Origin of the sequence: Clostridium sp. AF02-29, assembly GCF_934835585.1 — a bacterium.
GTDB classification, from domain to species: Bacteria; Bacillota; Clostridia; order Lachnospirales; family Lachnospiraceae; genus Otoolea; species Otoolea fessa.
This window is the reverse complement of sequence record NZ_CAKVZK010000010.1, coordinates 14,120-37,777: the sequence shown is the minus strand read 5'-3', so window position 1 is coordinate 37,777 and position 23,658 is coordinate 14,120. Positions and strand designations below refer to the sequence as shown.

Annotated in this window: 17 protein-coding genes; 1 reads left to right on the top strand and 16 read right to left on the bottom strand. The window is 51.1% G+C overall.

All coding sequences use genetic code 11. The features are described 5' to 3' along the window. Positions 1–33 precede the first annotated feature (33 nt). The 10 genes from cls to pyrH all read right to left on the bottom strand — a co-directional run bounded on the left by cls (position 34) and on the right by pyrH (position 14,112). Complete coding sequence (gene cls / locus PUQ60_RS04210; protein WP_337636196.1) at positions 34–1,575, bottom strand: cardiolipin synthase; 1,542 nt, start codon at positions 1,573–1,575, stop codon at positions 34–36. A 262-nt stretch (positions 1,576–1,837) separates the two neighbouring features. Beyond that, positions 1,838–3,112 carry an aminotransferase class I/II-fold pyridoxal phosphate-dependent enzyme gene (locus PUQ60_RS04205; protein WP_022360468.1) on the bottom strand — a complete coding sequence of 425 codons (1,275 nt, stop codon included), beginning with the start codon at positions 3,110–3,112 and terminating at the stop codon, positions 1,838–1,840. Between the two features lie 72 nt (positions 3,113–3,184). Beyond that, positions 3,185–7,693: a PolC-type DNA polymerase III gene (locus tag PUQ60_RS04200; RefSeq protein WP_273380173.1), complete on the bottom strand. Its 4,509-nt coding sequence runs from the start codon at positions 7,691–7,693 to the stop codon at positions 3,185–3,187. Between the two features lie 4 nt (positions 7,694–7,697). Then, a complete protein-coding gene (ispG, locus tag PUQ60_RS04195; protein WP_117795284.1) occupies positions 7,698–8,774 on the bottom strand; it encodes a flavodoxin-dependent (E)-4-hydroxy-3-methylbut-2-enyl-diphosphate synthase in 1,077 nt (358 codons plus the stop codon). 90 nt (positions 8,775–8,864) lie between these two features. Continuing rightward, a complete protein-coding gene (gene rseP / locus PUQ60_RS04190) occupies positions 8,865–9,992 on the bottom strand; it encodes an RIP metalloprotease RseP (RefSeq protein ID WP_337800098.1) in 1,128 nt (375 codons plus the stop codon). Between the two features lies 1 nt (position 9,993). Further along, entirely contained in the window at positions 9,994–11,136 is a 1,143-nt protein-coding gene (locus PUQ60_RS04185) for a 1-deoxy-D-xylulose-5-phosphate reductoisomerase (protein ID WP_022360463.1), read from the bottom strand. A gap of 42 nt (positions 11,137–11,178) precedes the next feature. Further along, the gene (locus PUQ60_RS04180; RefSeq protein WP_106999776.1) at positions 11,179–11,979 is read right to left on the bottom strand and encodes a phosphatidate cytidylyltransferase; all 801 of its coding nucleotides are present in this window, start codon (positions 11,977–11,979) and stop codon (positions 11,179–11,181) included. 12 nt (positions 11,980–11,991) lie between these two features. After that, on the bottom strand, positions 11,992–12,717 hold the full coding sequence (locus tag PUQ60_RS04175) for an isoprenyl transferase (RefSeq protein ID WP_118293664.1): 726 nt from the start codon (positions 12,715–12,717) through the stop codon (positions 11,992–11,994). A gap of 125 nt (positions 12,718–12,842) precedes the next feature. Further along, positions 12,843–13,397 (bottom strand): ribosome recycling factor, encoded by a 555-nt coding sequence (gene frr, locus PUQ60_RS04170; protein ID WP_022360460.1) that lies wholly within the window; start codon positions 13,395–13,397, stop codon positions 12,843–12,845. Between the two features lie 13 nt (positions 13,398–13,410). Beyond that, positions 13,411–14,112 (bottom strand): UMP kinase, encoded by a 702-nt coding sequence (pyrH, locus tag PUQ60_RS04165; RefSeq protein ID WP_106999774.1) that lies wholly within the window; start codon positions 14,110–14,112, stop codon positions 13,411–13,413. A 527-nt stretch (positions 14,113–14,639) separates the two neighbouring features. Between pyrH and PUQ60_RS04160 the strand changes: the two genes are divergently transcribed. Further along, complete coding sequence (locus tag PUQ60_RS04160; protein WP_022360458.1) at positions 14,640–14,933, top strand: helix-turn-helix transcriptional regulator; 294 nt, start codon at positions 14,640–14,642, stop codon at positions 14,931–14,933. A 259-nt stretch (positions 14,934–15,192) separates the two neighbouring features. Here the strand turns inward: PUQ60_RS04160 and PUQ60_RS04155 are convergent, their stop codons facing one another. The 6 genes from PUQ60_RS04155 to acpP form a co-directional block, all read right to left on the bottom strand. Then, on the bottom strand, positions 15,193–16,446 hold the full coding sequence (locus tag PUQ60_RS04155; RefSeq protein WP_273380179.1) for a chloride channel protein: 1,254 nt from the start codon (positions 16,444–16,446) through the stop codon (positions 15,193–15,195). Between the two features lie 48 nt (positions 16,447–16,494). Beyond that, positions 16,495–17,772, bottom strand: coding sequence for a threonine ammonia-lyase (ilvA, locus tag PUQ60_RS04150; protein WP_022360456.1), 1,278 nt, complete (start codon positions 17,770–17,772; stop codon positions 16,495–16,497). Positions 17,773–17,938: 166 nt separating this feature from the next. Then, positions 17,939–18,889 carry a signal recognition particle-docking protein FtsY gene (gene ftsY, locus PUQ60_RS04145; RefSeq protein WP_270487052.1) on the bottom strand — a complete coding sequence of 317 codons (951 nt, stop codon included), beginning with the start codon at positions 18,887–18,889 and terminating at the stop codon, positions 17,939–17,941. Positions 18,890–18,929: 40 nt separating this feature from the next. After that, on the bottom strand, positions 18,930–22,511 hold the full coding sequence (gene smc / locus PUQ60_RS04140; protein ID WP_273380182.1) for a chromosome segregation protein SMC: 3,582 nt from the start codon (positions 22,509–22,511) through the stop codon (positions 18,930–18,932). Positions 22,512–22,513: 2 nt separating this feature from the next. Further along, complete coding sequence (rnc, locus tag PUQ60_RS04135) at positions 22,514–23,206, bottom strand: ribonuclease III (RefSeq protein ID WP_270497351.1); 693 nt, start codon at positions 23,204–23,206, stop codon at positions 22,514–22,516. 185 nt (positions 23,207–23,391) lie between these two features. Continuing rightward, positions 23,392–23,622 (bottom strand): acyl carrier protein, encoded by a 231-nt coding sequence (acpP, locus tag PUQ60_RS04130; RefSeq protein WP_022360452.1) that lies wholly within the window; start codon positions 23,620–23,622, stop codon positions 23,392–23,394. Positions 23,623–23,658: the final 36 nt, after the last annotated feature.

The following is a 23,658-nucleotide window of genomic DNA, read 5'->3' as shown; positions in this document are numbered from 1 at the left end:
ACATAAATATGCCATATCTCTCGTTTTGAAGTTCTACATAAGCGGCGCCAGAATCCGCAGTGCCTTCCCCGCAAACCGCCGGATAAACGGATACTTCCGACAGTTTTCCAGAGTAATCCGCTCGCTCTTTGCAAGTGTTTTCTGGAAATCTTCTTCCACATCCATCACAACCGCATTGCGGAAGAAATAGGACGCGCACTCAAAATGCAGATACAGGCTTCTGAAATCAAGGTTGATCGTTCCGACCACCGCCTTCTCATCGTCGCTCGTAAACATCTTCGCATGGATAAAGCCCGGCGTGTATTCATAGATCTGAACACCAGCCCGCAGAAGCTCCGCGTAGTAGCTGCGCGCCAGCAGGTACGCATATAACTTATCCGGTATATGCGGCATGATAATAATGACCTCCACGCCGCGCTTTGCCGCAAACTTGAGCGCCGCCAGCGTCGTATCGTCGAGAATCAGATACGGAGTCGTGATGTGCACATACCGGCGTGAACGCCCTAAAATATCGAGGTACACCGACTCGCCGACATTTTCCCCGTCGAGCGGGCTGTCCGCATATGGCATCACAAAGCCGCCATAGTCCATGCCCTCCGGCATATGAAATGTCTCCGGACACAGAAAACGGCGATATTCTTCCGCATCCCGTTCCGTCACATCCCAGAGCTGCAAAAACATCATTGTAAAACTGTCTACAGCTTTTCCCTTGAGCATGACCGCCGTGTCCTTCCAGTGTCCGAAGCGCACCCGCTGGTTAATATATTCATCTGCCAGGTTCACGCCCCCGGTAAACGCGGTATGACCATCGATCACACAGATTTTCCGGTGATCGCGGTTATTCTGGTAACTCGAGAGAGCCGGACGCACCGGCGCAAAAATCTTGCACTGGATACCTTTCTCCTGCATCGCTTTCTCATAGCCGTGCGGCAACGTGAAGAGATTTCCCATGCCGTCATACATAAACCGGACTTCCACGCCCTCGGCGACCTTCGTCTCTAACACCTGTAAAATCGCATCCCACATCACTCCGTGTTCTACGATAAAATATTCCATAAATATAAAATGTTCCGCTTTTTTGAGTTCTTCCAATAATACTGGAAACATATCATCTCCCAGTGGGAAATAGCGTACCCCCGTATTTTCATACGCCGGGAAACGTCCGTACTGGTTCATATAGCGGACGAGATTGCCGCCGCTGGCGCTGATGCTCTCATAGTGTGCCAGCACCTCCGGATCCTGTAAAAGGTACGGACGCAGTTTTGTCCCAACCTCCTCGATCCGCCGGTTAATGCGGCGCGTGCCCGGCTGCAGCGTCAAAAACAGATAAAACAGCGTTCCAAACACCGGAAATATCAATATCGGCACTACCCAGGACAGCTTGATCGTGCTGTTTCCCTCATCGCTGATAATATAGATCAAAACCAGCGCACTGAGCATCGCAGATCCGCCGTACATATAGATCAGGTACTCTCTAAACCAGTTAAACCCGGCAAAGAGCACAAGAATCTGTATCAGCAGAAACAGCGTTCCCAGCGTGGTACGCCCGAAAATCAGACGCAGCAGTTTTTTCAATTTTTTAAGTATTTTCTCCATTTTCTACCAGTCCATTTCTCTGCCTCATTCATCAGACACCTGCCGTATCATTGAAAACTACAGTGCCATCTCTCATAGTATGGCAGATTTTTGCAAATAAAACAAGAGGTCAGCCGGAGACTGACACAGATTTATGTGTCATCCCGACTGACCTGTCGTTGTAAGCGCTCATTTTAACAACCGCATTGAAACATCTCACGGATACCCGGCATAAAGCTGTTATATCGCCATTCCTGGCATTTTAGTCCTCCAGCGCCTGACGGATATCCTCGATGATATCATCCACATTCTCAATTCCGACACTCAAACGGATCAGGCTTGGATCAACGCCTGCCTCCCTGAGCTGCTCATCGGAGAGCTGACGGTGAGTATGGCTTGCCGGATGCAGAACGCAGGTTCTCGCATCGGCAACATGGGTTACGATGGCTGCCAGTTTCAGCTTATCCATGAACTCGCCAGCTGCCTGACGACCGCCCTTTAAGCCGAAAGAAATAACGCCGCATGTACCGTTCGGCATATATTTCTGCGCCAGTGCATGGTATTTATCATTTTCAAGTCCCGGATAATTGATCCAAGCCACATCTTCACGGCTCTGTAAATACTCTGCTACCTTCTGTGCATTCTCACAATGGCGCGGCATACGCAGATGCAGCGTCTCCAGACCGATATTCAATAAGAAGGAATTCTGCGGGGACGGGATGGAACCGAGATCACGCATTACCTGTGCGGTTGCCTTGGTGATATAAGCCGCCTTACCGAATTTCTTCGTGTAAATAATGCCGTGGTAAGACTCATCCGGCGTCGTCAGACCCGGGAATTTGTCTGCATGTGCTTCCCAGTCAAAATTGCCACTGTCCACGATGCAGCCACCGACGGTCATCGCATGTCCATCCATATATTTTGTAGTAGAATGCGTTACAATATCTGCGCCCCACTCGAACGGACGGCAGTTGATCGGAGTTGCAAACGTATTATCTACAATAAATGGAATACCATTTCTGTGTGCAATCCGGGCAAATTTTTCCAGATCCAGCACTACCAGAGCCGGGTTTGCGATCGACTCACCGAAGATACACTTTGTGTTCGGGCGGATCGCCTTCTCGATCTCCTCTTCCGGCGCATCCGGGTCAACTAACGTAACATCGACGCCCATTTTTTTCATCGTAACGACAAACAGGTTCGATGTGCCGCCGTATACGGTTGCCGAGCAGACCAGATGATCGCCCGCGCCACAGATATTAAATACCGCATAAAAGTTTGCCGCCTGTCCGGAGGATGTCAGCATTGCTGCCGCGCCGCCCTCCAGCTCACGGATCTTATCTGCGACTGCATCATTGGTCGGGTTTGCCAGACGGGTATAAAAATATCCGTTTTCCTCCAGATCGAAGAGTCTTCCCATCTGCTCACTGGTTGAATACTTAAAAGTCGTGCTCTGGTAGATCGGCAGAATTCTCGGCTCTCCATTTTTCGGCTGCCATCCGCCCTGGATGCACGTTGTTTCCATTGAACGTTTCATTTTTCTTCTCCTTCATATGTTTATTTTTAAATAATTATATAGTAATTGAGCCCATTTTTTAGTACGGCTCTTTTACATCACCATATCAAACAGCGAAAGCTGATTGCTCTCCGGCAGCCCCGTCAGAATTCCCAGCTCTGCCATCAGATCACACACCGTCTTCGTAACCTTGGTACGGTTGATAAAGTCCTCTTTCGACAAGAACTTTCCGTCCTCCGCCGCAAAAACAATCGCGTCTGCCGCTTTCTCTCCGAGTCCGTCGATACTGCTTAACGACGGCATCAGCTTTCCGTCTATGATCTGGAAATTGCGGGCTTTTGCCCGGTAAATATCGATCGGCATGAACTCAAATCCGCGCGCGTACATTTCCTGTACGATACGCATATCGCGCAGCGTGTCCTGCTCTTTCTTGGAAAGAGAATCCGACCGGCTCTTGTATTCCGCCAGATGATACTCCAGCTTATCGCGCCCCTGGCACATCAGCTTGTAGGTAAATCCACTCGCACGGATGCTGAAATATGCCGCATAGTACGCCAGCGGGTAAAATACCTTACAGTACGCCACACGCCACGCCATCATAACGTAAGCCGCCGCGTGCGCCTTCGGGAACATATACTTGATTTTCAGGCAGGAATCGATATACCACTGCGGCACATCGTGAGCTTTCATCTCTTCAATCCACTCCGGTTTCAGTCCTTTTCCTTTTCGGACAGACTCCATGATAGTGAAGGAGAGTCCCTCTTCGAGTCCTTTCTGAATCAGATAAATCATAATATCGTCTCGACAACAGATCGCCGTCTGAATCGTCGCCTGTCCGCTCAGGATAAGGTCTTTCGCGTTTCCTAACCATACATCCGTACCGTGGGACAGACCGGAAATCCGCACCAAATCCGAAAAATATTTCGGTTTGGCATCGATCAACATCTGCATCGCGAAGTCTGTACCAAACTCCGGAATGCCAAGCGCCCCGAGCTTACAGCCGCCGAGATCCTCCGGAGTGACACCGAGCGCCTCCGTGTTCTGGAAGAGACTCATGACCTCCTTCGAATCCAGTGGAATATCCTTAACCGGGTCGAGTCCCGTCAAATCCTGCAGCATACGAATCATGGTCGGATCATCGTGTCCGAGAATATCGAGTTTCAACAAGTTGTGGTCGATCGAGTGGTAATCGAAATGCGTCGTGACGGTACGTGTCGTCATATCGTCCGCCGGGTGCTGCACCGGTGTAAACGTGTCAATCTCCTCTCCGAGGGGCAGTACGATGATACCGCCCGGATGCTGTCCGGTGGTACGCCGCACGCCGACGCAGCCGGACACGATGCGCTCAATCTCGCACCGGCGCTTACGGATTCCTTTATCCTCATAATAATGCGCCACAAAACCATACGCTGTCTTATCCGCCAGCGTACCGATCGTCCCCGCACGGAAGGTCTGTCCTTTTCCGAAGATGACCTCCGTATAGCTGTGCGCCCGGCTCTGGTACTCGCCGGAGAAGTTTAAGTCGATATCCGGCTCCTTATCGCCCTTGAATCCCAGGAACGTCTCAAACGGGATGTCGAACCCGTCTTTTTTCAGCGGTTTTCCGCACTTTGGACATATCTTATCCGGCATATCACAGCCCGCCATACCCGAAAACTTCTTTACGTCTTCGGAATCAAAATCGTAATAATGGCAGTTCGGGCAGTAATAATGCGGGCTCAGCGGATTTACCTCCGTGATACCAGACATCGTCGCCGCCAGCGAGGAACCAACGGATCCTCGCGAACCAACCAGATATCCATCCTCATTCGACTTCCAAACCAGCTTCTGCGCGATGATATACATAACGGCGAATCCATTGGAAATGATCGAGTGAAGTTCACGCTCCAACCGATCGACTACCACCTTCGGCAGCTTATCGCCGTACATATCATGCGCGTGGTTGTAGCAGATGGTACGCAGCGTATCATCCGAATTCGGAATAACCGGCGGACACTTGTCCGGGCGTACCGGGGAAATGCGCTCGCACATCGCCGCAATCTTGCGCGTGTTTGTGATAACGATCTCCTCCGCCTTATCGCTGCCTAAATATTCAAATTCCCCCAGCATTTCCTCGGTGGTCCGCAGATACAGTGGTGCCTGATCGTCTGCATCCTTAAAGCCCTTGCTCGCCATGATGATACGGCGGTAGACCTCATCCTCCGGATCGAGAAAATGTACGTCGCAGGTCGCGCAGACCAGCTTGTTCCACTGTTCGCCAAGTTCAATCACTTTGCGGTTCAGATCCTGCAGATCCTCCCAGGTGTTGACCGAACTTTTCTCATCCCGCAGCATAAATGCGTTGTTTCCAAGCGGCTGCACTTCCAGATAATCGTAGAAATTCGCTATTTTTCCCAGTTCCTCCTCCGGAACCCCGCGCAGGATCGCCTGAAACAGCTCGCCCGCCTCGCACGCCGATCCAAGAATCAGCCCCTCGCGGTGGCTCGCCAGCAGACTCTTCGGAATCCGCGGACGTTTTGCAAAATACGTCAGGTTTGACTGGGAAATCAGCCGGTACAGGTTGATTCGCCCGACATCATTCTTCGCCAGAATAATAATATGGTAGGTCGGCATCTTCCGGATCATTTCCGGCGTCATTTTGCTGAGTTCGTTGAGCTGCGTCAGATTTTCGATATCACGAGCCTTTAACATCTCGATAAACTTGACAAAAATCTCTGCCGTCGCCCCCGCATCATCGACCGCCCGGTGATGGTTTTCGAGGGAAATTTTAAGCTCTTTCGCTACCGTGTCGAGCTTGAAGCGGTTCAGGTTCGGCAGCAGAACACGCGCCAGCGAAACCGTATCGAGAACCGTCGGCTGGAATGTGAGTCCCTGCCGTCTCGCATTTTCTTTGATGAAACTGATATCAAACGACGCGTTGTGCGCGACCATGACCGCCCCCTCGCAGAATGCCAGAAATTCCGGCAGAACCTCTTCGATCGTCGGCGCGCTGATTACCATGCCGTCGTTGATGCTTGTCAGCTGTTCAATGTCATAGGGGATTGGCACTTCCGGATTGACAAATGTGCTGAATTTGTCCACTATCTTTCCATCCGTCACGCGCACCGCACCGATCTCAATGATATGGTTCTTGATCGGGCTGAAGCCGGTCGTCTCGATATCGAATACAACGCAGGTGTGGTCTAAAGTCTGCCCTTTCTCATTCTCCGCCAGTTCCTTCATATCATCGACGAGATAGCCCTCAACGCCATAGAGGATCTTGAAGTTTTCGCCCTTATCGACCGCATGGTTCGCATCCGGAAACGCCTGCACACAACCGTGATCGGTAACAGCGATCGCATCCATGCCCCATTGTTTGGCGCGCTTGATGATATCCTTGACCTCGGAAACACCATCCATATCGCTCATCTTCGTGTGGCAGTGAAGTTCCACGCGCTTGACCGGACTGTTGTCCATCCGCTTGCTGGTGAAATCTTCGCATTTCTTGATGCCGGAAACCGAACCGATCGTCAGCTCGCCGTCAAATTTATCAATATTGGCAACACCCTTAATGCGGACAAACTGTCCCGCCTTGGTCGCTGTCTTCAAATCATCCAGCGTATCTTCCCGTGCAAAGATCTTGACGCCGATCGTGTCGGTAAAGTCGGTCACCGAAAATAAAAAAAGCGTGTTTCCGCTGCGGAGCTCCCTTAGCTCGCAGGTCAGGATCTTTCCGCGGATGACAACCTGCCCAACCTCGCCTTCCAGCTCCTCGATCGGGCTCGCCTCCTCATCGAAATCGCGCCCAAACAGCACATCCGGATTGTCGGATTTCTTCATATAGCCCGAACGGCGGTACTCGCCGCCCTTGCCAGATCCAGCATTTGCGCTGCCTGCCTGGTTTCTGCCTCCTGCCGGATTCCCCCCGGCTTTCAGCTTACCAACCGGTTTTAAAACAGTCTTTCCCTCGTCAAATGGCAGATCGACACCGCCAGAGGCAGGTTCTGCCCCCGACGGTTCCATATACGCCTCATTGGCACCTGCTGCTCCGGCAGCCGCGCCGCTTCCGCCTGCCGCCTGCGGCTTCATGTAGATGATCTCCGGCTCAGTATTCTTCTTCTCAACCGGACGGTAGGAAGTCTTCACAACCATCGGCACATTGCAGCGCTCGGTGAAGATTTTCTCCAGAATCCGCACCAGTTCCGGTGCCTTATCGCGCACGATCATCGTGTCCTCCAGCGACAGCTTCAGGTATCCTTCTTCTTCAAAATCCATCTCCGCCTTACGGAACATATTATAAAGAAGGATACTGTAATTTTTCAGCTCCATCAAAATACTGTCCCGGTACACATTCATGAGTTTTTCCGGCGTATACTGGCTGGACAGATGGTATTTCTCCAAAATCTTGATCGTTACCCGTTTGCCCGGAAACAACTGCTCCTTGATGCCTTTTTCCAGATCGTAGATACTCTGCTTGTGCATCAGGCGCGGGCTGTCGATGTAGACGCGGATCACGCTCCGGTCACGGTTCGTCGAGATCTTCTCGATCCCGACCATTTCAAGCAGTCCCCGCACATTTTCCGCAATATGTAAATCTGGAAATACCTCCAGAAATGTTTTCATTCTATCATTCCTTTGCTTTTTTCTCTTCCACCATCCGGTCAAGCTCCGCTTTGAGCGCCGGTAAAAGTTCACTCTCCGGCAGTTTTTTCACAATCTCGCCCTTGCGTATCAGAAGTCCTTCGCCGATACCGCCGGCTACGCCGAGATCGGCTTCCTTCGCCTCGCCCGGTCCGTTGACCACGCAGCCCATGACGGCAACCTTGATATCCAGCGGATATCCCTGTACCAGCGTCTCCACCTGGTTTGCCAGACCGATGAGATCGATCTGCGTGCGTCCGCAGGTCGGACATGAAACAACTTCCACGCCACCCCGACGAAGGCCCAGCGTCTTCAAAATCAGCTTTGCCGACTTGATCTCCTCCAGCGGGCTGCCTGTCAGGGACACGCGGATCGTATCACCGATTCCCTGACTCAAAATCAGTCCCAGACCGACCGCTGACTTGATATTGCCCGCAATCACAGTTCCCGCCTCTGTGATACCGACATGCAGCGGATAATGAGTCTTTTTTGCAATTAGTTCATGTGCTTTTACACACATCATAACATCCGAAGATTTGATGCTGATAACCAGATTGTCATAACCCATCTGCTCAATCAGGGCAACCTTATCCAGCGCACTCTCAACGAGCCCTTCCGCTGTCACGCCGCCATATTTCTCTACCAATGGCTTTTCCAAAGAACCGCTGTTGACGCCGACACGAATCGGCACGCCATACTCTTTTGCCTTGTCAACCACCGCCTGGATCCGCTCTCTGGAACCGATATTTCCCGGATTGATACGGATTTTGTCCGCGCCGCACTCGATCGCCGCGATCGCGAGACGATAGTCAAAATGAATATCCGCCACCAATGGAATATGTATCTGGCGTTTAATCTCCGTCAGGGCAGCCGCCGCCTCCATTGTCGGCACTGCCACACGGATAATATCGCAGCCCGCGTGCTCCAGCGCCAGAATCTGCTCGACGGTCGCCTTCACATCCTCTGTTTTCGTATTACACATCGACTGGATCAGAATCGGATTGCCGCCGCCGATCTGTCGTTTTCCAATCTGCACCACTTTCGTCTCGTCCCGGTATCCCATATCGTTCCTCCCAAACCATTCTTCTCCGACACAAAATTTCCGGCCTTTTTCGAGCGAATCTTTCATGCCTTTGAATCAAATGAATTATCATTACATTAAATTTCTAATATCGTTAAACAATACAAATAACATCAGCGTCATCAACGCCGCCATGCCCGCCATATGGACCATGCCCTCTTTTTCCGGATCAACCGGCTTGCCGCGCAGCATCTCCAGAATGATAAATACAAGCCGTCCGCCGTCCAGCGCCGGAATCGGAAGCAGGTTCATGACACCCAGATTGGCGCTGAGCAGAATACACATATTGGCCAAATTGACAAGCACAATCATAAGTCCGTAGCTCTGGCTCTCCTTGACCGTCGTGCCGATCATCGACACAATCCGCACCGGACCCGCGATATCATTCGAGCTGACCTGCCGCTTCAGAATCATGCCAAGGCTGCTGAACGTCACACGGATCCAATAGCGCACTTCATAGAAGCTATACTGCGCCGTCTGAATCACGGACGCCGGTTTCTGGTAAACGCCGCCGCTGATTCCAATAAGATAGCGTCCCACTTCCTCAGAATAGCGCGGAACCATCTGCGTCGTGTAGGATTTCCCATCCCGCACATACTCCACCGTGGCACTCTTTCCCGGATGAAACTGCAGATACGTCTGCACATCGCGGTACAGATAGGTGCGCGTACCATTTAAACGCTCGATCGTATCGCCCGCCTGCAGCCCCGCCTCCTGTGCCGGATAGCCGTCCTCAACACTGACAACCGACGCCGGATCAAATCCCACACAGCTGATCACGAAAAAGGCGCAAAACCACGCCAGAATGAAGTTGAATACAGGTCCTGCCACCACTACTTTAAAACGTGTCCAGGCAGAAACCGCATTAAAATAAGTCCCTGTTGCGCCCGGAGGCAGCAGGAGCCGATCCGTTTTTCCATCTGTCAGACTCTGGTTCTGATCGCAGGAACTCCCTTTTTCCGTCTCACCCGGCGCATCATACCCTTCATCTTCCCCCAGCATCATACAAGAACCGCCAAACGGAAGCAGCTTCAGCGAGTACCGCGTCCCGCCTTTCACAAAACTGAAAAGTCTAGGACCCATGCCGAGCGAAAACTCAACGACGCAGATTCCGCCCCGTTTTGCCAATAAAAAATGTCCAAATTCGTGAAACAGCACAATCAGGCTGAATACAATCAGCGCCGCCAGCAAACTTATCAATCTACCACCTGCTCTCTATAAAATCATAGGTTTCCTGTTCTGCTGCCAGAATCTCTTCGACCGTCGGATTCTCTTTCACGGTGTGGTGTTCCATCGCCGCCTCAATCATATCAGTGATGGTCAGATATCCGATCTCGCGATCGAGGAATTTCTGGACTGCCCGCTCATTTGCCGCGTTGAACACGGTCGGAAGCGTGCCGCCGCGCCGTCCGGCTTTGTATGCCAGGGAAAGTCCGTGGAAATTCTCAAAATCCGGCGCTTCAAAGGTAATCTGTGCCAGCTTTGCAAAATCCAGCCGGTCGCCCGCCAGGAAGCGGCGTTCCGGATAATACAGCGCATACTGGATCGGAAGCTTCATATCCGGCGTGCCGAGCTGCGCTATCACCGCGCCGTCCTCGTATTCTACCATTGAATGAATCACACTCTGCGGCTGCACAACCACCTGCACCTGATCCATCTCCACGCCAAAGAGCCATCTTGCCTCCATAACTTCCAGACCTTTGTTTACCATCGTGGAACTGTCGATCGTGATCTTGCGTCCCATCGTCCAGTTCGGATGTTTCAGCGCATCTTCGACCTGCACACCCTTCATCTGCTCTCTCGTCCATCCGCGGAACGGTCCGCCGGACGCTGTCAGGAGAATCTTGTGGATCTTATTTCCCGTCTCGCCGTTCAAACTCTGGAAAATCGCGCTATGCTCGCTGTCCACCGGCAGAATGCGGACATGCTTCTCCTTTGCCAGCGACATAATGATATGCCCGGCCGTTACCAGGGTCTCTTTGTTTGCAAGTGCAATATCTTTTCCAGCATTCATCGCTGCGATCGTCGGGCGGATACCGATCATTCCGACTACCGCTGTCACCACAATCTCCGCACCCAGCTCCGTTGCCACTGCGAGAAGTCCATCCATGCCGCTCTCGACACGGATATCCAGATCGCGCACACGGTCTTTCAGTTCTTTTGCTTTTTCCTCGTTCCAGACCGCCGCGATCTTCGGAGAAAACTCCCGGATCTGTTTCTCCAGAAGATCAATATTGCTGCCAGCCGCCAGAGCCGTTACTTCTATATCTTTATTCGCCCGGACCACTTCCAATGTCTGTGTTCCGATCGATCCGGTTGATCCAAGTATCGCAATTTTTTTCATTTCTTATTCTCCTGTTTCTGTATTTTCATACATGCTTTCGTTTTATCGTAAAAACGTCAGTGCAAAATAAATCGCCGGTGCCGTAAAAATCATGCTGTCGAACCGATCCAGCACGCCGCCGTGTCCCGGAATCAGGTTTCCGTAATCCTTGACATTGTGGTTCCGCTTGATCGCCGACGCCGCCAGATCCCCGATCTGGGAAATGACCGCCGCAATCGCACACGCCACCGCACATGCCACCATCGGATTGCTGACCTCGTCCATCTTCGCACCGAAGAAATACGCATAAATGCAGCCTAACAGAGCCGATCCGACCACACCGCCGACGGCGCCCTCGATCGATTTTTTCGGGCTTAAAACCGGTGCCAGACGGTGTTTTCCAAGGAGCATTCCCGCGCAGTATGCGCAGGTGTCACAGCCCCAGGAGCTTAAAAAGATCAGCCAGACAAGGTATTTTCCGTCCGCCATTGCCCGCACCTGATACAGGTAGGAAAGCATAATTCCCAGATAAAAAATGCCGAAAAATGCTACTGTAATCTGCTCGGTCCCATATTTCGGAAACGTGAACACGTAAATGCTCATCAGCACCATCAGGGCTGCAATCGCAAGCAGCGTCACATAATGCTGCCCTTCAAACCACACCAGCCCATAATATCCCAGACATGCCAGATACCCGGCGATGCCTGGCGCTTTTTTCTCAATCCCCATAACCCGGTAAAGCTCAAACATACCGATCAGGGAGATCGCGGCGGTCACACAGTACAGAAGGACACCGCCCTTTGTAACCAGTAAAATCGCGAGTGCTACAAGCACAATCCCGCTTATCAGCCTCGTTCTGAACATGGCAACTCCTCCTTATGCCTTGACTCCGCCAAAGCGTCTGTCTCTTTGATTGAACTGCTCAATTGCCTTTATAAGCTCGTCGCGGTTGAAATCCGGCCACAGGCAGTCCGTGATATAAATCTCACTGTAGGCAAGCTGCCACAGCAGATAATTGGACAGGCGAATCTCGCCGCTGGTGCGGATCAGAAGATCCGGATCCGGGATGCCCGCCGTATCTAAATAGGACGCAACGGTCTGCTCTGTCACGTCCTCCGGCACCAGCTTTCCGTCCTGACAGTCCATCATCATATGGCGCACCGCGCGCGTGATCTCATCTCTGCCGCCGTAGTTGACTGCGATCACAAAGGTCATGCCCGTGTTTGCCGCCGTCTCGTCTTCCAGGCGATTGATGCCCTCGATGATATCGCTGTCAAATCGCGTGCGGTCGCCGATCATTTTGACTCTTACATTATTTTTCTTGGCAATCTTTAAAAGCCGTTTCAGATAAAAACGGAAGAGCTGCATCAGCGCCCCTACTTCTTCAGCAGAACGCTTCCAGTTTTCCGTTGAAAAACCATATACCGTCAGATAACGGATTCCCAGTCTCGCTGCATCCTCAACCGTCTGTTCAACCGTCACACACCCCTGTTTATGACCTACGGTTCTCGGAAGACCTCTCTTCTTCGCCCATCTGCCGTTGCCATCCAGAATGAGGGCGACATGCTGCGGAATTACCAGGTTTTCGATGTCCCTTTCCATCCAGTTTTCCTCCATAATATTCCCTTAATAGCCAGAAAACAGGACCAGCCGGCCATCCGCATCTGCAATGCCGGCCAGCCCTGCTTGAGGCAGCCTGATTTTTACATTTAAACTCTATTGTATTTTTATACAGTCATGATCTCAGCTGTTTTTTCTTCTACTGCTTTATCAACCTTTGCGATCATCTTGTCAGTCAGCTTCTGGATCTGATCCTCGCCATCTGCCAGCTCGTCCTCGGTGATCTCGCCGCCTTTTTCCAGCTTCTTTAACAGGTCGTTTGCATCACGGCGGATATTGCGGACTGCAACCTTCGCGCCCTCGCCCTTTTTCTTAACATCCTTTGCCAGATCTTTACGGCGTTCCTCAGTAAGCTCCGGGAAAATCAGGCGGACTGCACTTCCATCGTTGTTCGGGTTGATACCCAGATCGGAAGTCAGGATCGCTTTCTCGATGTCCTTAATGAGCTTCTTCTCCCACGGCTGGATCAGAATCATACGCGGCTCCGGCACAGAGATATTTGCCACCTGCTGTAACGGGGTCGGTGCGCCGTAGTAATCTACTTTGATTTTGTCCAGTACATGCGGGTTCGCACGTCCAGCACGAATGGATGTATACTCATTCAGCAGTGCGTCATAGGACTTATTCATCTTCTCTTCGTAAACTTTTAATCTCTCCTGCATAAAATCCTCCTAGTTATGCGGTAACCACTGTACCGTTAATTTTTCCGCGCATTGCATTTACAATTCCGTCTTTTTCATTCAGGCTGAATACTGCCATCGGAACGTGATTTTCCATACACATGATGGAAGCTGTGAGGTCTACGACCGCCAGCTGCTTGTCGATCACCTCCTGAATCGTGATCGTATCATACTTCTTTGCATCCGGGTTGATCTTCGGATCGCTGTCATAGACGCCGTCGATCGCCTTAGCCAGAAGAATGCAGTCTGCATCCATCTCAATCGCACGCAGCGCTACGCCAGTATCAGTTGAGAAATACGGATGACCTGTACCGCCTGCAAAAAATACGACCATACCCTTTGAGAAATATTTATTGGCTCTGTCCTTTGAAAACAGCTTCGTCATGGAGCCGCACTCAAATGGTGTCAGAATCTGTGTCATCATGCCTTCGCTCCGGAAGATCTCCGACACGTAAATACAGTTCATGACCGTTGCCAGCATTCCGATCTGATCCGCCTTGGTCCGATCGATTGCATTGCTCTGGCGACCTCTCCAGAAGTTTCCGCCGCCGATCACGATACCTACTTCGATTCCGTCATCGACCGCCGTCTTAACCTGTCTGGCTACTTCCTTGACCGTTGCTTCATCAAACCCGGTTTTCTTGTCGCCTGCCAGCGCTTCTCCGCTCAGCTTCAGTAATACCCGCTTTAATTCCATAATTCGGTTCTCCCTGTCTATATGTACGTTCTGATGTACATTTTATCTGTGATGACCGTAAAAAGCCGCGTCACCTTATCAAAGATATTCTACCACAAAAAATCCGAATGTGCGATAGAATTTTCGTAAATCCTGTGCATCCTTTCATCCTTTTCCCCAAACGCCTTTCTGTATACGGATTCTTCGCCCTGTTTTTCATTTTTTTCTCAAATTTTAGCGCCCGTTTTACTTTTTTCTATTTCACCTTTTCCCGCCGCTCTCATTCTGCCCCCAGCTTCTCATTATTTATCTGCACTTATCCTCTGCAATCTTTTTCTGTGCATTATTTAACAACCTTTCTGGGTGCAATCCATGTATGTGCATTATTTTATTGGATATGCATTTTATAACATTGCAAATTTGAATCATTATATTGTTTGATAAAAATCAATTTCCAGCTACAATAGTTATATCAGTTGTAATTATTTATTATCTCTGAAATAACAATAACGCATGATTCTTTCGGATCGGGGAGGCACTTGAAAAATATGACAGCAATCGATCAAAAACAAATTAACAAGCAGCAGACAAACCGTTATGAAAAATATTACCGTCAGATAGGTCTCAACATCGCTTATTACCGCAAACTCCGCGGCATGAGCCAGATGGCTTTAGCAGAGGCGACCGATTTAAGCCGGACTCATATATCTAACATCGAGGCACCGAACATGAAAACGAGTCTTTCCTTAGAGAGTCTCTTTGATATTGCAGGTGTTCTGCAGGTTGCACCGCGCGCCCTGCTCGATTTCCGTGATGAGAAACCGCAGGATTTTCATGAATAAATCATGATAGAGCACGTAGATTCATGAATTTCTTTAAAGCATGACATTTTAGGGTTCCAAAGATAGATTGGAACCCTTTTTGTGTAATAGGAAATTCCTTGGAATTCCCTATTACACAAAAAGGCACTAACGTGCCAATGATGCGCACTCGCGCGAAGCAGAAATATGTCGCAAGCGACCGCGCTCGGCGCGAGAATGTGCTAAGGCACATTCTTTTTTATGATGTTCAAAAGTCAAAAACATGGTGATCATTTTCCACCTATTTATTCGTCTTCCGGTTAATAAACTCCGTCCTCGTCTTCGAGTAGATAAATTTCTGACTCGCATACAGGCTGTAATAACCAGAGAAACTAAAGCTGACTGCAATCACCAGCACGAAAAACGGCATCGCCTCATAGCCAAAAAGCTCAAAGCCCAGCAGAAGCGTTGAGATCGGGCAGTTTGTGACTCCCACGAAGAGTCCCAGCATACCGCAGGCGGTCATAAGACCGACCGGCTGTCCAAAGAGAAATGCAAAGAAACTGCCAAACGCCGCGCCGATCGTCAGGGTCGGCACGATCTCGCCTCCCTTGAAGCCTGCCTCCAGCGTAACCGTCGTAAAGAGAATTTTTATCAGGAAATCCCATGGAAGTCCCTCACCCTCAAAACATTTTTCAATCAGGGAGACGCCGCTTCCGTTGTAGCGGGTCGAACCGGTCAGAAGCGTCAAAACAATCACAATCGCCGCGCCGGATAAAATCCGCCAGACCGGCGAGGGAAGATATTTTTTGTAGAGATGTTCCGTTGTGTGAAGCGCGATGCAGAAAAGCTCCGACACCAGTGCGCAGCCAGCCGCCAGACCGACAGCCACGATCGCTGTTTCAATACTCCACGCCGGAACCGCACCAATCGCAAACCGCTCCGGCATCAGTCCCCAGAACCTCGCCAGCGCCGCCGCCGTAAAGGCAGAAAAGACACACGGAACCAGCGCTGCATAGTACATAACACCGATGCTGATAACCTCCATTGAAAAGATCGCCGCCGCCATCGGTGTGCCAAACAAGGCGGCAAATACACCGCTCATGCCGCACATGACCGCAATCTTCTTATCTTTCTCATCAAATTTCAGCCATTTTCCGATCTGGGTTCCGATGCTTCCTCCCATCTGCAGCGCCGCGCCCTCGCGTCCGGCAGAACCGCCGCCCAAATGCGTCAGAAGCGTTCCTGCAAAGACTGCCGGGGCAGTCGCAAAACTGATCTCTGTGTTCGAATAGATCGATTCAATCACCATATTGGTGCCCCGGTTATTATCCTCTCCCAGCGCATGGTAAACGCCCAGAACCAGAAGACCGCTGAGCGGCAGCAGAAAGACCATCCACGGGTGGCTCTGAAAGAATGCCGACACCCATAGGACGCATTTTCCAAATGCCGTGCCGATGCAGCCGCTCACAATTCCAATCACAATCGCGCCTTCCGCCCATTTTATAAAATAGGAAATATTTTTTAACACCGGCTCATATTTCTCCCGCTTCATTTCAATTCTCCCCTGTCTGCTCTATCTACACTGCTTTTCATTTCCACCTTAGACATCATAGATATTTTTGGATTTTACCAGCTTCGGACGGTAGCCTGCTTCCTTGAGCGCTTCCACTATCTTATTCTTGTGATCCGTACCAAACGCCTCAACGGTGATCCGCAGCTCCACTGCTGCGTTGCGGTTAATGCTGACAAACTGGTTATGCTCCAATTTGATGACATTGCCCTGTTCTTCTGCCATCAGGGTTGCGACTTTTGCAAGTTCGCCTGGCTTATCCGGCAGCAGTACCGATACGGTAAATACGCGGTCTCTCTGGATCAGACCATGTTGTACGATGGATGCCATTGTGATCACGTCCATGTTGCCGCCGCTCAGGATGGATACGACTTTTTTCTTCTTCACATTCAGGTGTTTCAGAGCAGCCACAGTCAGAAGACCGGAGTTCTCAACGATCATCTTGTGGTTTTCTACCATATCAAGGAATGCCACGATCAGCTCGGAGTCCTCGATGGTGATGATATCATCCACATTGATCTGGATGTACGGGAACAGCAGATCGCCCGGGCGTTTAACTGCAGTACCATCCGCGATTGTGTTGACGCTCGGAAGAGTCACTACTTTTCCTTCTTTCAGGGATTCCTGCATACAATTTGCGCCTGCCGGTTCTACACCGATCACTTTGATCTTCGGATTCAGCAGTTTTGCCAGCGTTGCAACACCGGTACAGAGTCCGCCGCCGCCAATCGGAACCAGAATATAATCAACGGTCGGAAGCTCTTTGATGATCTCCATCGCGATGGTTCCCTGACCGGTGGCTACGTCCAGATCGTTGAACGGATGGATAAAGGTATATCCGTGCTCCGCTGCCAGCTCATTTGCATATGCCAGCGCCTCATCGAATACATCGCCGTGAAGAACCACCTCTGCGCCATAGCTTCTGGTACGGTTTACCTTCATGAGCGGCGTGGTCGTCGGCATAACAACCGTTGCCTTGCAGCCAGCCAGTTTTGCCGCGTATGCAACGCCCTGTGCATGGTTTCCAGCCGATGCGGTGATCAGACCGCGCTGTTTCTCCTCATCGCTCAGGGTGCTGATCTTATAAAATGCACCTCTTACCTTGTAAGCACCTGTATACTGCATATTTTCCGGTTTTAAATATACTTTATTGCCGGTCAAATTCGAAAAATATTCACTGTAAACCAGTTTTGTCTCGGAAATAACCTTGCTGACAACCTCAGTTGCTTCTTCGAATTTCTCCAGCGTCAGTCCCTGCGGCTCAGCCTGTACTGCCTCTGCTGTCTCTTCCTTTATTGTCTCACTCATTGTCTTTCCTCCATTTATCCGTATTTCTCAGAATGCGCCCTGCTTTTGCCGGTTCTCTGACCAGACAGTCTGCCGGGTGTGTCCTGTTTATCTGAATCTGCGGCTTAAGCAGATTTGTTCTCCGCCAAACCAGTTTCAGCCGTGGCATGCTCAGCTATTTTTAGCTTTATTCATTCTCTGTCAATGCTTCATTTCTCTTAAACAGTGCATTGACGAAATCATTCGCATCGAATTTCTGTAAATCGTCGATCTTTTCGCCGATTCCGACGTATTTAACCGGAATACCAAGCTCGGACTGGATCGCAACCGCGATACCGCCCTTTGCCGTGCCATCCAGCTTCGTCAGGATGATGCCGGTGATATCCGCCACCTCCATAAACTGTTTTGCCTGTGCAAGCGCGTTCTGACCGGTCGTTCCGTCAAGAACAACCAATGTCTCACGGTAGGCGTCTGGATATTCTTTGTCGATGATCCGGTTGATCTTCTTTAACTCTTCCATCAGGTTTTTCTTGTTGTGCAGACGACCTGCCGTGTCGCAGATCAGCACATCGGCATTTCTTGATTTTGCCGCCGCGATCGCATCGTAGATAACAGCTGCCGGATCAGAACCTTCCTGCTGGGCGATGAGCTCAACGCCCGCGCGTCCTGCCCACTCCGTCAGCTGCTCAATCGCTGCCGCACGGAATGTATCCGCCGCCGCCAGAATGACCTTCTTGCCCTGATCCTTTAACTGACCCGCCAGCTTGCCGACCGAGGTCGTCTTCCCGACGCCGTTAACGCCGATCACCAGCACAACCGACTTGCGGTTTTCAAATTCGTAGGCATTTTCGCCCAGATCCATCTGTTCCTTGATGCTGGCAATCAGAAGATCCTTGCACTCTGCCGGATCCTTGATGTGGTTTTCTTTTACCTTTTTCCGGAGATCCTCGACGATCGCCATCGTCGTCTGGATACCTAGATCGCCCATGATAAGCGTCTCTTCGATCTCCTCATAGAAATCATCATCGATCGCGGAAAAACCGCTGAATACGGAATCAATTCCGCTTACAATGGAATCTCTCGTTTTCGTCAGCCCTTCTACCAGACGGCCGAAAAAACCCTTTTTCTTATCTCCCATGGCTGCGCCTCCTTTTCTATTTCTGAACTCTTTTTTGCAATTATAATTCTGCTTTTTCCTCTTCCCGCTCCATCTGCGCCTCGATCAGGCTGACCGATACCAGCGTGGACACACCTTTTTCCTGCATCGTGATACCATACAGGCGGTCTGCCGACACCATCGTGCCTCTTCGGTGGGTGATGACGATAAACTGCGTGTAGCGCGTCAGCTTATGCAGGTACCCGGAAAACCGGTCTACGTTGGAATCGTCGAGTGCCGCCTCAATCTCATCAAGCAGGCAGAATGGCGACGGTTTTAAGTTCTGAATTGCAAAAAGCAGTGCGATCGCCGTCAATGCTTTCTCCCCACCGGAGAGCTGCATCATATTCTGCAGTTTTTTGCCCGGCGGCTGTGAAATAATCTGGATGCCTGCCTCCAGAATATCTTCTTCCTGCGACAGCTCCAGCGTACCCGTTCCGCCTCCAAATAATTCCTTAAATACTTTATCAAACTCGCGGCGAATCTCACCAAATTTTTCCCGGAACTGACGCCGCATTCCTTCATCGAGCTCCTCGATAATTTTTTCCAGCGCCGCCTGTGCCGCTACCAGATCTTCATGCTGGTTTTTCATAAATTCGTAGCGGCCGGATATCTCCTTGTAGTCCTCGATCGCGTTGACATTGACATTCCCAAGGGCGCGGATCTCCATCTTTTTCTCATTGATCGACCGCTTCATTTCTGGAATCGAGGTCAGCTCTTCCTTCCGCAGCTCTTCCGCGCGCGAATACGTAAGCTCATACTCACTCCACATATAATCGACCTGCGACTCCAGGCGCTCATTCAGGCGTTCTCTCTGATTCTGGAGACGGAAGTTCTCGCGGTCTAAAAGCTGGAGACGTTCGTTCAGCTCTTCCTTTTTATCAAAGAAAGTTTTCTGCCGCCCCGCCTTTTCTTCCTTCTCACGCTGCTTGTTCTGGATTACCAGTTCCATCTGCGTCCGCTTGTCCCCGGACGCCTGTATCTCGGCTTCCAGCGCTGCAATCTCGCGCTCTCTGGCAGCGATCGTCTCGCTGCTGTCCGCGTGACCGCCGGAAAGTTTCTCTTTCTCTGCCCGGAGACGTTCCTGCTCCTGCAATACACGGCGCAGATTTTCCTCGATAAACGCACCCTTCTGCTCCGCCTGGGAATGCCCAAGCTGTATCTCCGAAAGGGCTGCCGCCGCTTCCCCACGCTGCTTTTTCGCCGTCTCAAGACCTGTCTGCTGCTCTTCCACGTACTGGTTCTTCTCATTGCTTAGCGTTTCAAGCTTCGTCTCTTCGGTCTGCAGCTCCCGCAGCGCCCCGCGCAGATCGCCTACCTGCAGTTCAAGTTCCTGATTTTCTGAAGACAGATCCTGCGAAGAATCTGCAATCTCCTGCCGTCTCGCCTCTAACTGGCAGATCGTCAGTTCCAACGTATTCTGCTGGATCTGCATCTGCTGGCGCCTCTCCTGGACGGATGCCAGTGTTCTCTTCGCTTCCGTCAGCCTGCGCCCCGTCTCTGCCAGCTCCTTCTGTACCGCTTCCACCTGTTCCAATACCTTTTTGCAGGCAGCTTCCAGTTCTTCGATCTCACGGCGGCGTCCCAGCAGATTGCTGCTGTTCTTGAATGCACCACCGGTCATCGAACCGCCAGGGCTTAAAAGCTCGCCATCCAGCGTCACGATCCGGAGAGAATAGCGGTATTTCTTTGCCAGCGCAATCGCATGATCGATCTGATCCACCACGACCACGCGTCCCAGCAGATAGGACACCAGCCCGCTGTATTTCTCATCCGCAGAGACCAGTTCGCTTGCCAGTCCAAGAACACCCATTTCTTTCAGCGCCCCCGGCTGTCCAAAACTCTGGCGGCGTTCCATGCTGGTCAGCGGCAGAAACGTTGCACGGCCATACCGATTCTCTTTCAGATGATCAATCAGGCGTTTCGCCGTCTCCTCGGAATCCGTCACAATGTTCTGGATGCTGCCGCCAAGTGCCGTCTCGATCGCCGTCTCATATTTCTTCGTCGTGCTGATCAAATCCGCCACAACGCCATGAATACCCGGAACGCAGTTCCTGACTTCCATCACGCGGCGGATACTGCCGCCGTAGCCCTCGTAGCGCTCCGCCAGATTCCGCATTGATTCCAGCCTCGTCCGGTTCGTGTGGTAATCCTGCTGAAGGCTCGAAAGTTTCTGGTTCAGGCGGCGTTCCTGTTCTTCCTCCGTGCGCGTCTGCTCCTGCAGCTCTTTTTCCTGCACCGAAAACGCTTCCAGACATTCCCGCACCTTCCCTAATTTGGCTTCTTCTTCTTTTTTCTGCTCTTCCTGAACCGACTCATCGCTCTTGAATTTCAAAAGCTTCTGCGTCACTTCCGCCCGGCGCACATCCGCCTGCTCCAGCATCGTCTCATAGCGCTGACGGTGGGCGGCAAGTTCCGCTTTCTGGTTCAGAGCGTCCATGATCTCGGCTTTTGCCGTCTCGATCAAGGTTTCCGTCCGGCTGACCGCCTCGTCCATCGAACGGACTGCTGCCTCCGCTTCCTGCTGTTTTGCTTCGATCGTCTGCACCGATGCATTTAGTGCCTGTTTTTCAGACTCATATTCCGCCTGTTCTTCCTCTTTCTGATGCATTTCGCCATCGATCGACGCCATCCGGCTGCGGATATGTTCTTCGTTCATCTGCTCCGTCCGGATCTGCTCTCTGAGAACTCCGATCCGTCCGGTCTTCTCCTGGCGTTCCAGGTCTTCCCGGCTGCACGCCTCACGATCCGCGGCAATCGTCGCATCCAGCGCATCCAGCTCGGTTCCGAGCAATTCGTACTCCGATTTCAGTGTCTCCGATTCCGCCCGCACACTCTCCTGATCGCCGGTCAGAATCATCTCCTTCTGCTCCACTTCCCGGATCTGGCGCTTCAATTCCTCCGATTCTGCCAAAAACAGGTTGGCGTCCAGGCAACGCAGCTCTTCCCGCAGACGCAGATACTCCTTCGCCTCCTCCGACTGCCGTTCCAACGGTCCTACCTGTTTTTCCAGCTCGGACAAAATATCCGTCACGCGGATCAGGTTCTGTTTTTCATCTTCCAGCTTCTTCTGTGCGATCGCCTTGCGCCGCTTGAATTTCACGATTCCAGCCGCCTCGTCAAATAGCTCGCGCCGTTCCTCCGGCCGCCCGCTTAAAATCTGATCAATCTGTCCCTGTCCGATGATGGAATATCCCTCTTTACCGATACCCGTATCATAAAAGAGCTCGTTGATATCTTTTAGACGGCAGCTCGTTCCATTAATCTTATATTCACTCTCACCAGAACGGTAAAGACGTCTTGAAACCGTGACTTCGTCGTACTCGATCGGAAGTTTGTGATCGGCATTATCCAGTGTGATCGCCACGTAGGCAAATCCCTGCGGTTTTCGAAGCTCCGTACCAGCAAAAATAACGTCCTGCATCGTGCCGCCGCGCAGCTGCCTGCTTCTCTGCTCACCGAGCACCCAGCGCACTGCATCGGCGACATTGCTCTTGCCGCTGCCGTTTGGCCCGACGATGCCCGTGATTCCGTTGTGGAACTCAAACAGAATTTTATTGGCAAATGACTTAAAACCCTGTATTTCAATACTCTTTAAATACATACCTACTCCTGCGGTTTTCTGATAGTGAGGATCCCACGGTACGCCGCACGCTGTTCCGCTGATTTTTTCGTCCGTCCGATGCCGCGCCCGATCTCCTGACCGTCCAGCATCGCAGACACTTCGAAGCTCTTATTGTGATCCGGTCCTTCTTCTTTCAGAAGAACGTATGTAAGTGTCTCGTCCGTATGTCCCTGCACAATCTCCTGCAAGATAGTCTTGCTATCATAAAAGAGCTTTTTGTGTTCCATATCGTTCAGAATAAATCGATGAATAAACTCTTTTGCATTAGCAAAACCACCGTCCAGATAAATCGCACCGATCAGTGCCTCCATCGCATCCGACACCACCGAATCGCGCCCCCGTCCACCGGTCGCATCCTCGCCTTTTCCAAGCAGCAAAAATCCACCCAGATCGATCTCCTGTGCGCAGAATGCAAGCGTCGGCTCGCAGACCAGACTCGCACGTGTCTTTGTCATATCGCCCTCCGGCATCTCCGGAAACGTGCGGAACAGGAAATCACTCGATACCACTTCCAGCACTGCGTCGCCTAAAAATTCAAGGCGCTCGTTACATCCCAGTTTTCCAAGATGGTGCTCATTGGCATACGAACTATGTATCATCGCGTGTTCCAGAAGCTTCTTGTCCTGAAACGAATAGCCAATCCGTTTTTCCAATTCATTTAATGTATACTCCATATATTTCTCTCTTTCCAGCCTGTCCTGCTGCTGACTGATTCCGGCAATCATTGCTATTTGTGCCTGTGAGCCAGAGTCAAACATCCGTTCTTTTTGGAAAGGAGCTGTCGCGATCCTGCCCTTCGGCAGCCCGCCCAGCCCCTTTGCCTGACAGACTTCTCTATAACTTTTTAACAAACATTGAATTAGTTCAGTGCGTTCTTGATCTGCTCTACTGCATCGCCCACAGATACAATCTTTTCTGCCTCCTCAGTCGGGATTTCGATATCAAACTCCTCCTCGATCCCCATGATAATCTGAAAAATATCCAGCGAATCAGCGCCCAGATCATCCACAAACGTCGTATTTAACGTAATTTCATCTGCTTCAACATTCAGTACCTCCGCGATAATGTTCTGTAATTTTTCAAATTCCATAATTTTCTTCCTTTCTATGAACTTATTTTAAAATAT

Bases quoted from the DNA above. Each gene is read 5' to 3' on its own strand.
- PUQ60_RS04205 (WP_022360468.1), bottom strand. From the start codon at position 3,112: ATGAAACGTTCAATGGAAACAACGTGCATCCAGGGCGGATGGCAGCCG.
- PUQ60_RS04200 (WP_273380173.1), bottom strand. From the start codon at position 7,693: ATGAAAACATTTCTGGAGGTATTTCCAGATTTACATATTGCGGAAAAT.
- ispG (WP_117795284.1), bottom strand. From the start codon at position 8,774: ATGGGATACCGGGACGAGACGAAAGTGGTGCAGATTGGAAAACGACAG.
- PUQ60_RS04185 (WP_022360463.1), bottom strand. From the start codon at position 11,136: ATGAAAAAAATTGCGATACTTGGATCAACCGGATCGATCGGAACACAG.
- PUQ60_RS04180 (WP_106999776.1), bottom strand. From the start codon at position 11,979: ATGTTCAGAACGAGGCTGATAAGCGGGATTGTGCTTGTAGCACTCGCG.
- PUQ60_RS04175 (WP_118293664.1), bottom strand. From the start codon at position 12,717: ATGGAAAGGGACATCGAAAACCTGGTAATTCCGCAGCATGTCGCCCTC.
- frr (WP_022360460.1), bottom strand. From the start codon at position 13,397: ATGCAGGAGAGATTAAAAGTTTACGAAGAGAAGATGAATAAGTCCTAT.
- pyrH (WP_106999774.1), bottom strand. From the start codon at position 14,112: ATGGAATTAAAGCGGGTATTACTGAAGCTGAGCGGAGAAGCGCTGGCA.
- PUQ60_RS04160 (WP_022360458.1), top strand. From the start codon at position 14,640: ATGACAGCAATCGATCAAAAACAAATTAACAAGCAGCAGACAAACCGT.
- PUQ60_RS04155 (WP_273380179.1), bottom strand. From the start codon at position 16,446: ATGAAGCGGGAGAAATATGAGCCGGTGTTAAAAAATATTTCCTATTTT.
- ilvA (WP_022360456.1), bottom strand. From the start codon at position 17,772: ATGAGTGAGACAATAAAGGAAGAGACAGCAGAGGCAGTACAGGCTGAG.
- ftsY (WP_270487052.1), bottom strand. From the start codon at position 18,889: ATGGGAGATAAGAAAAAGGGTTTTTTCGGCCGTCTGGTAGAAGGGCTG.
- smc (WP_273380182.1), bottom strand. From the start codon at position 22,511: ATGTATTTAAAGAGTATTGAAATACAGGGTTTTAAGTCATTTGCCAAT.
- rnc (WP_270497351.1), bottom strand. From the start codon at position 23,206: ATGGAGTATACATTAAATGAATTGGAAAAACGGATTGGCTATTCGTTT.
- acpP (WP_022360452.1), bottom strand. From the start codon at position 23,622: ATGGAATTTGAAAAATTACAGAACATTATCGCGGAGGTACTGAATGTT.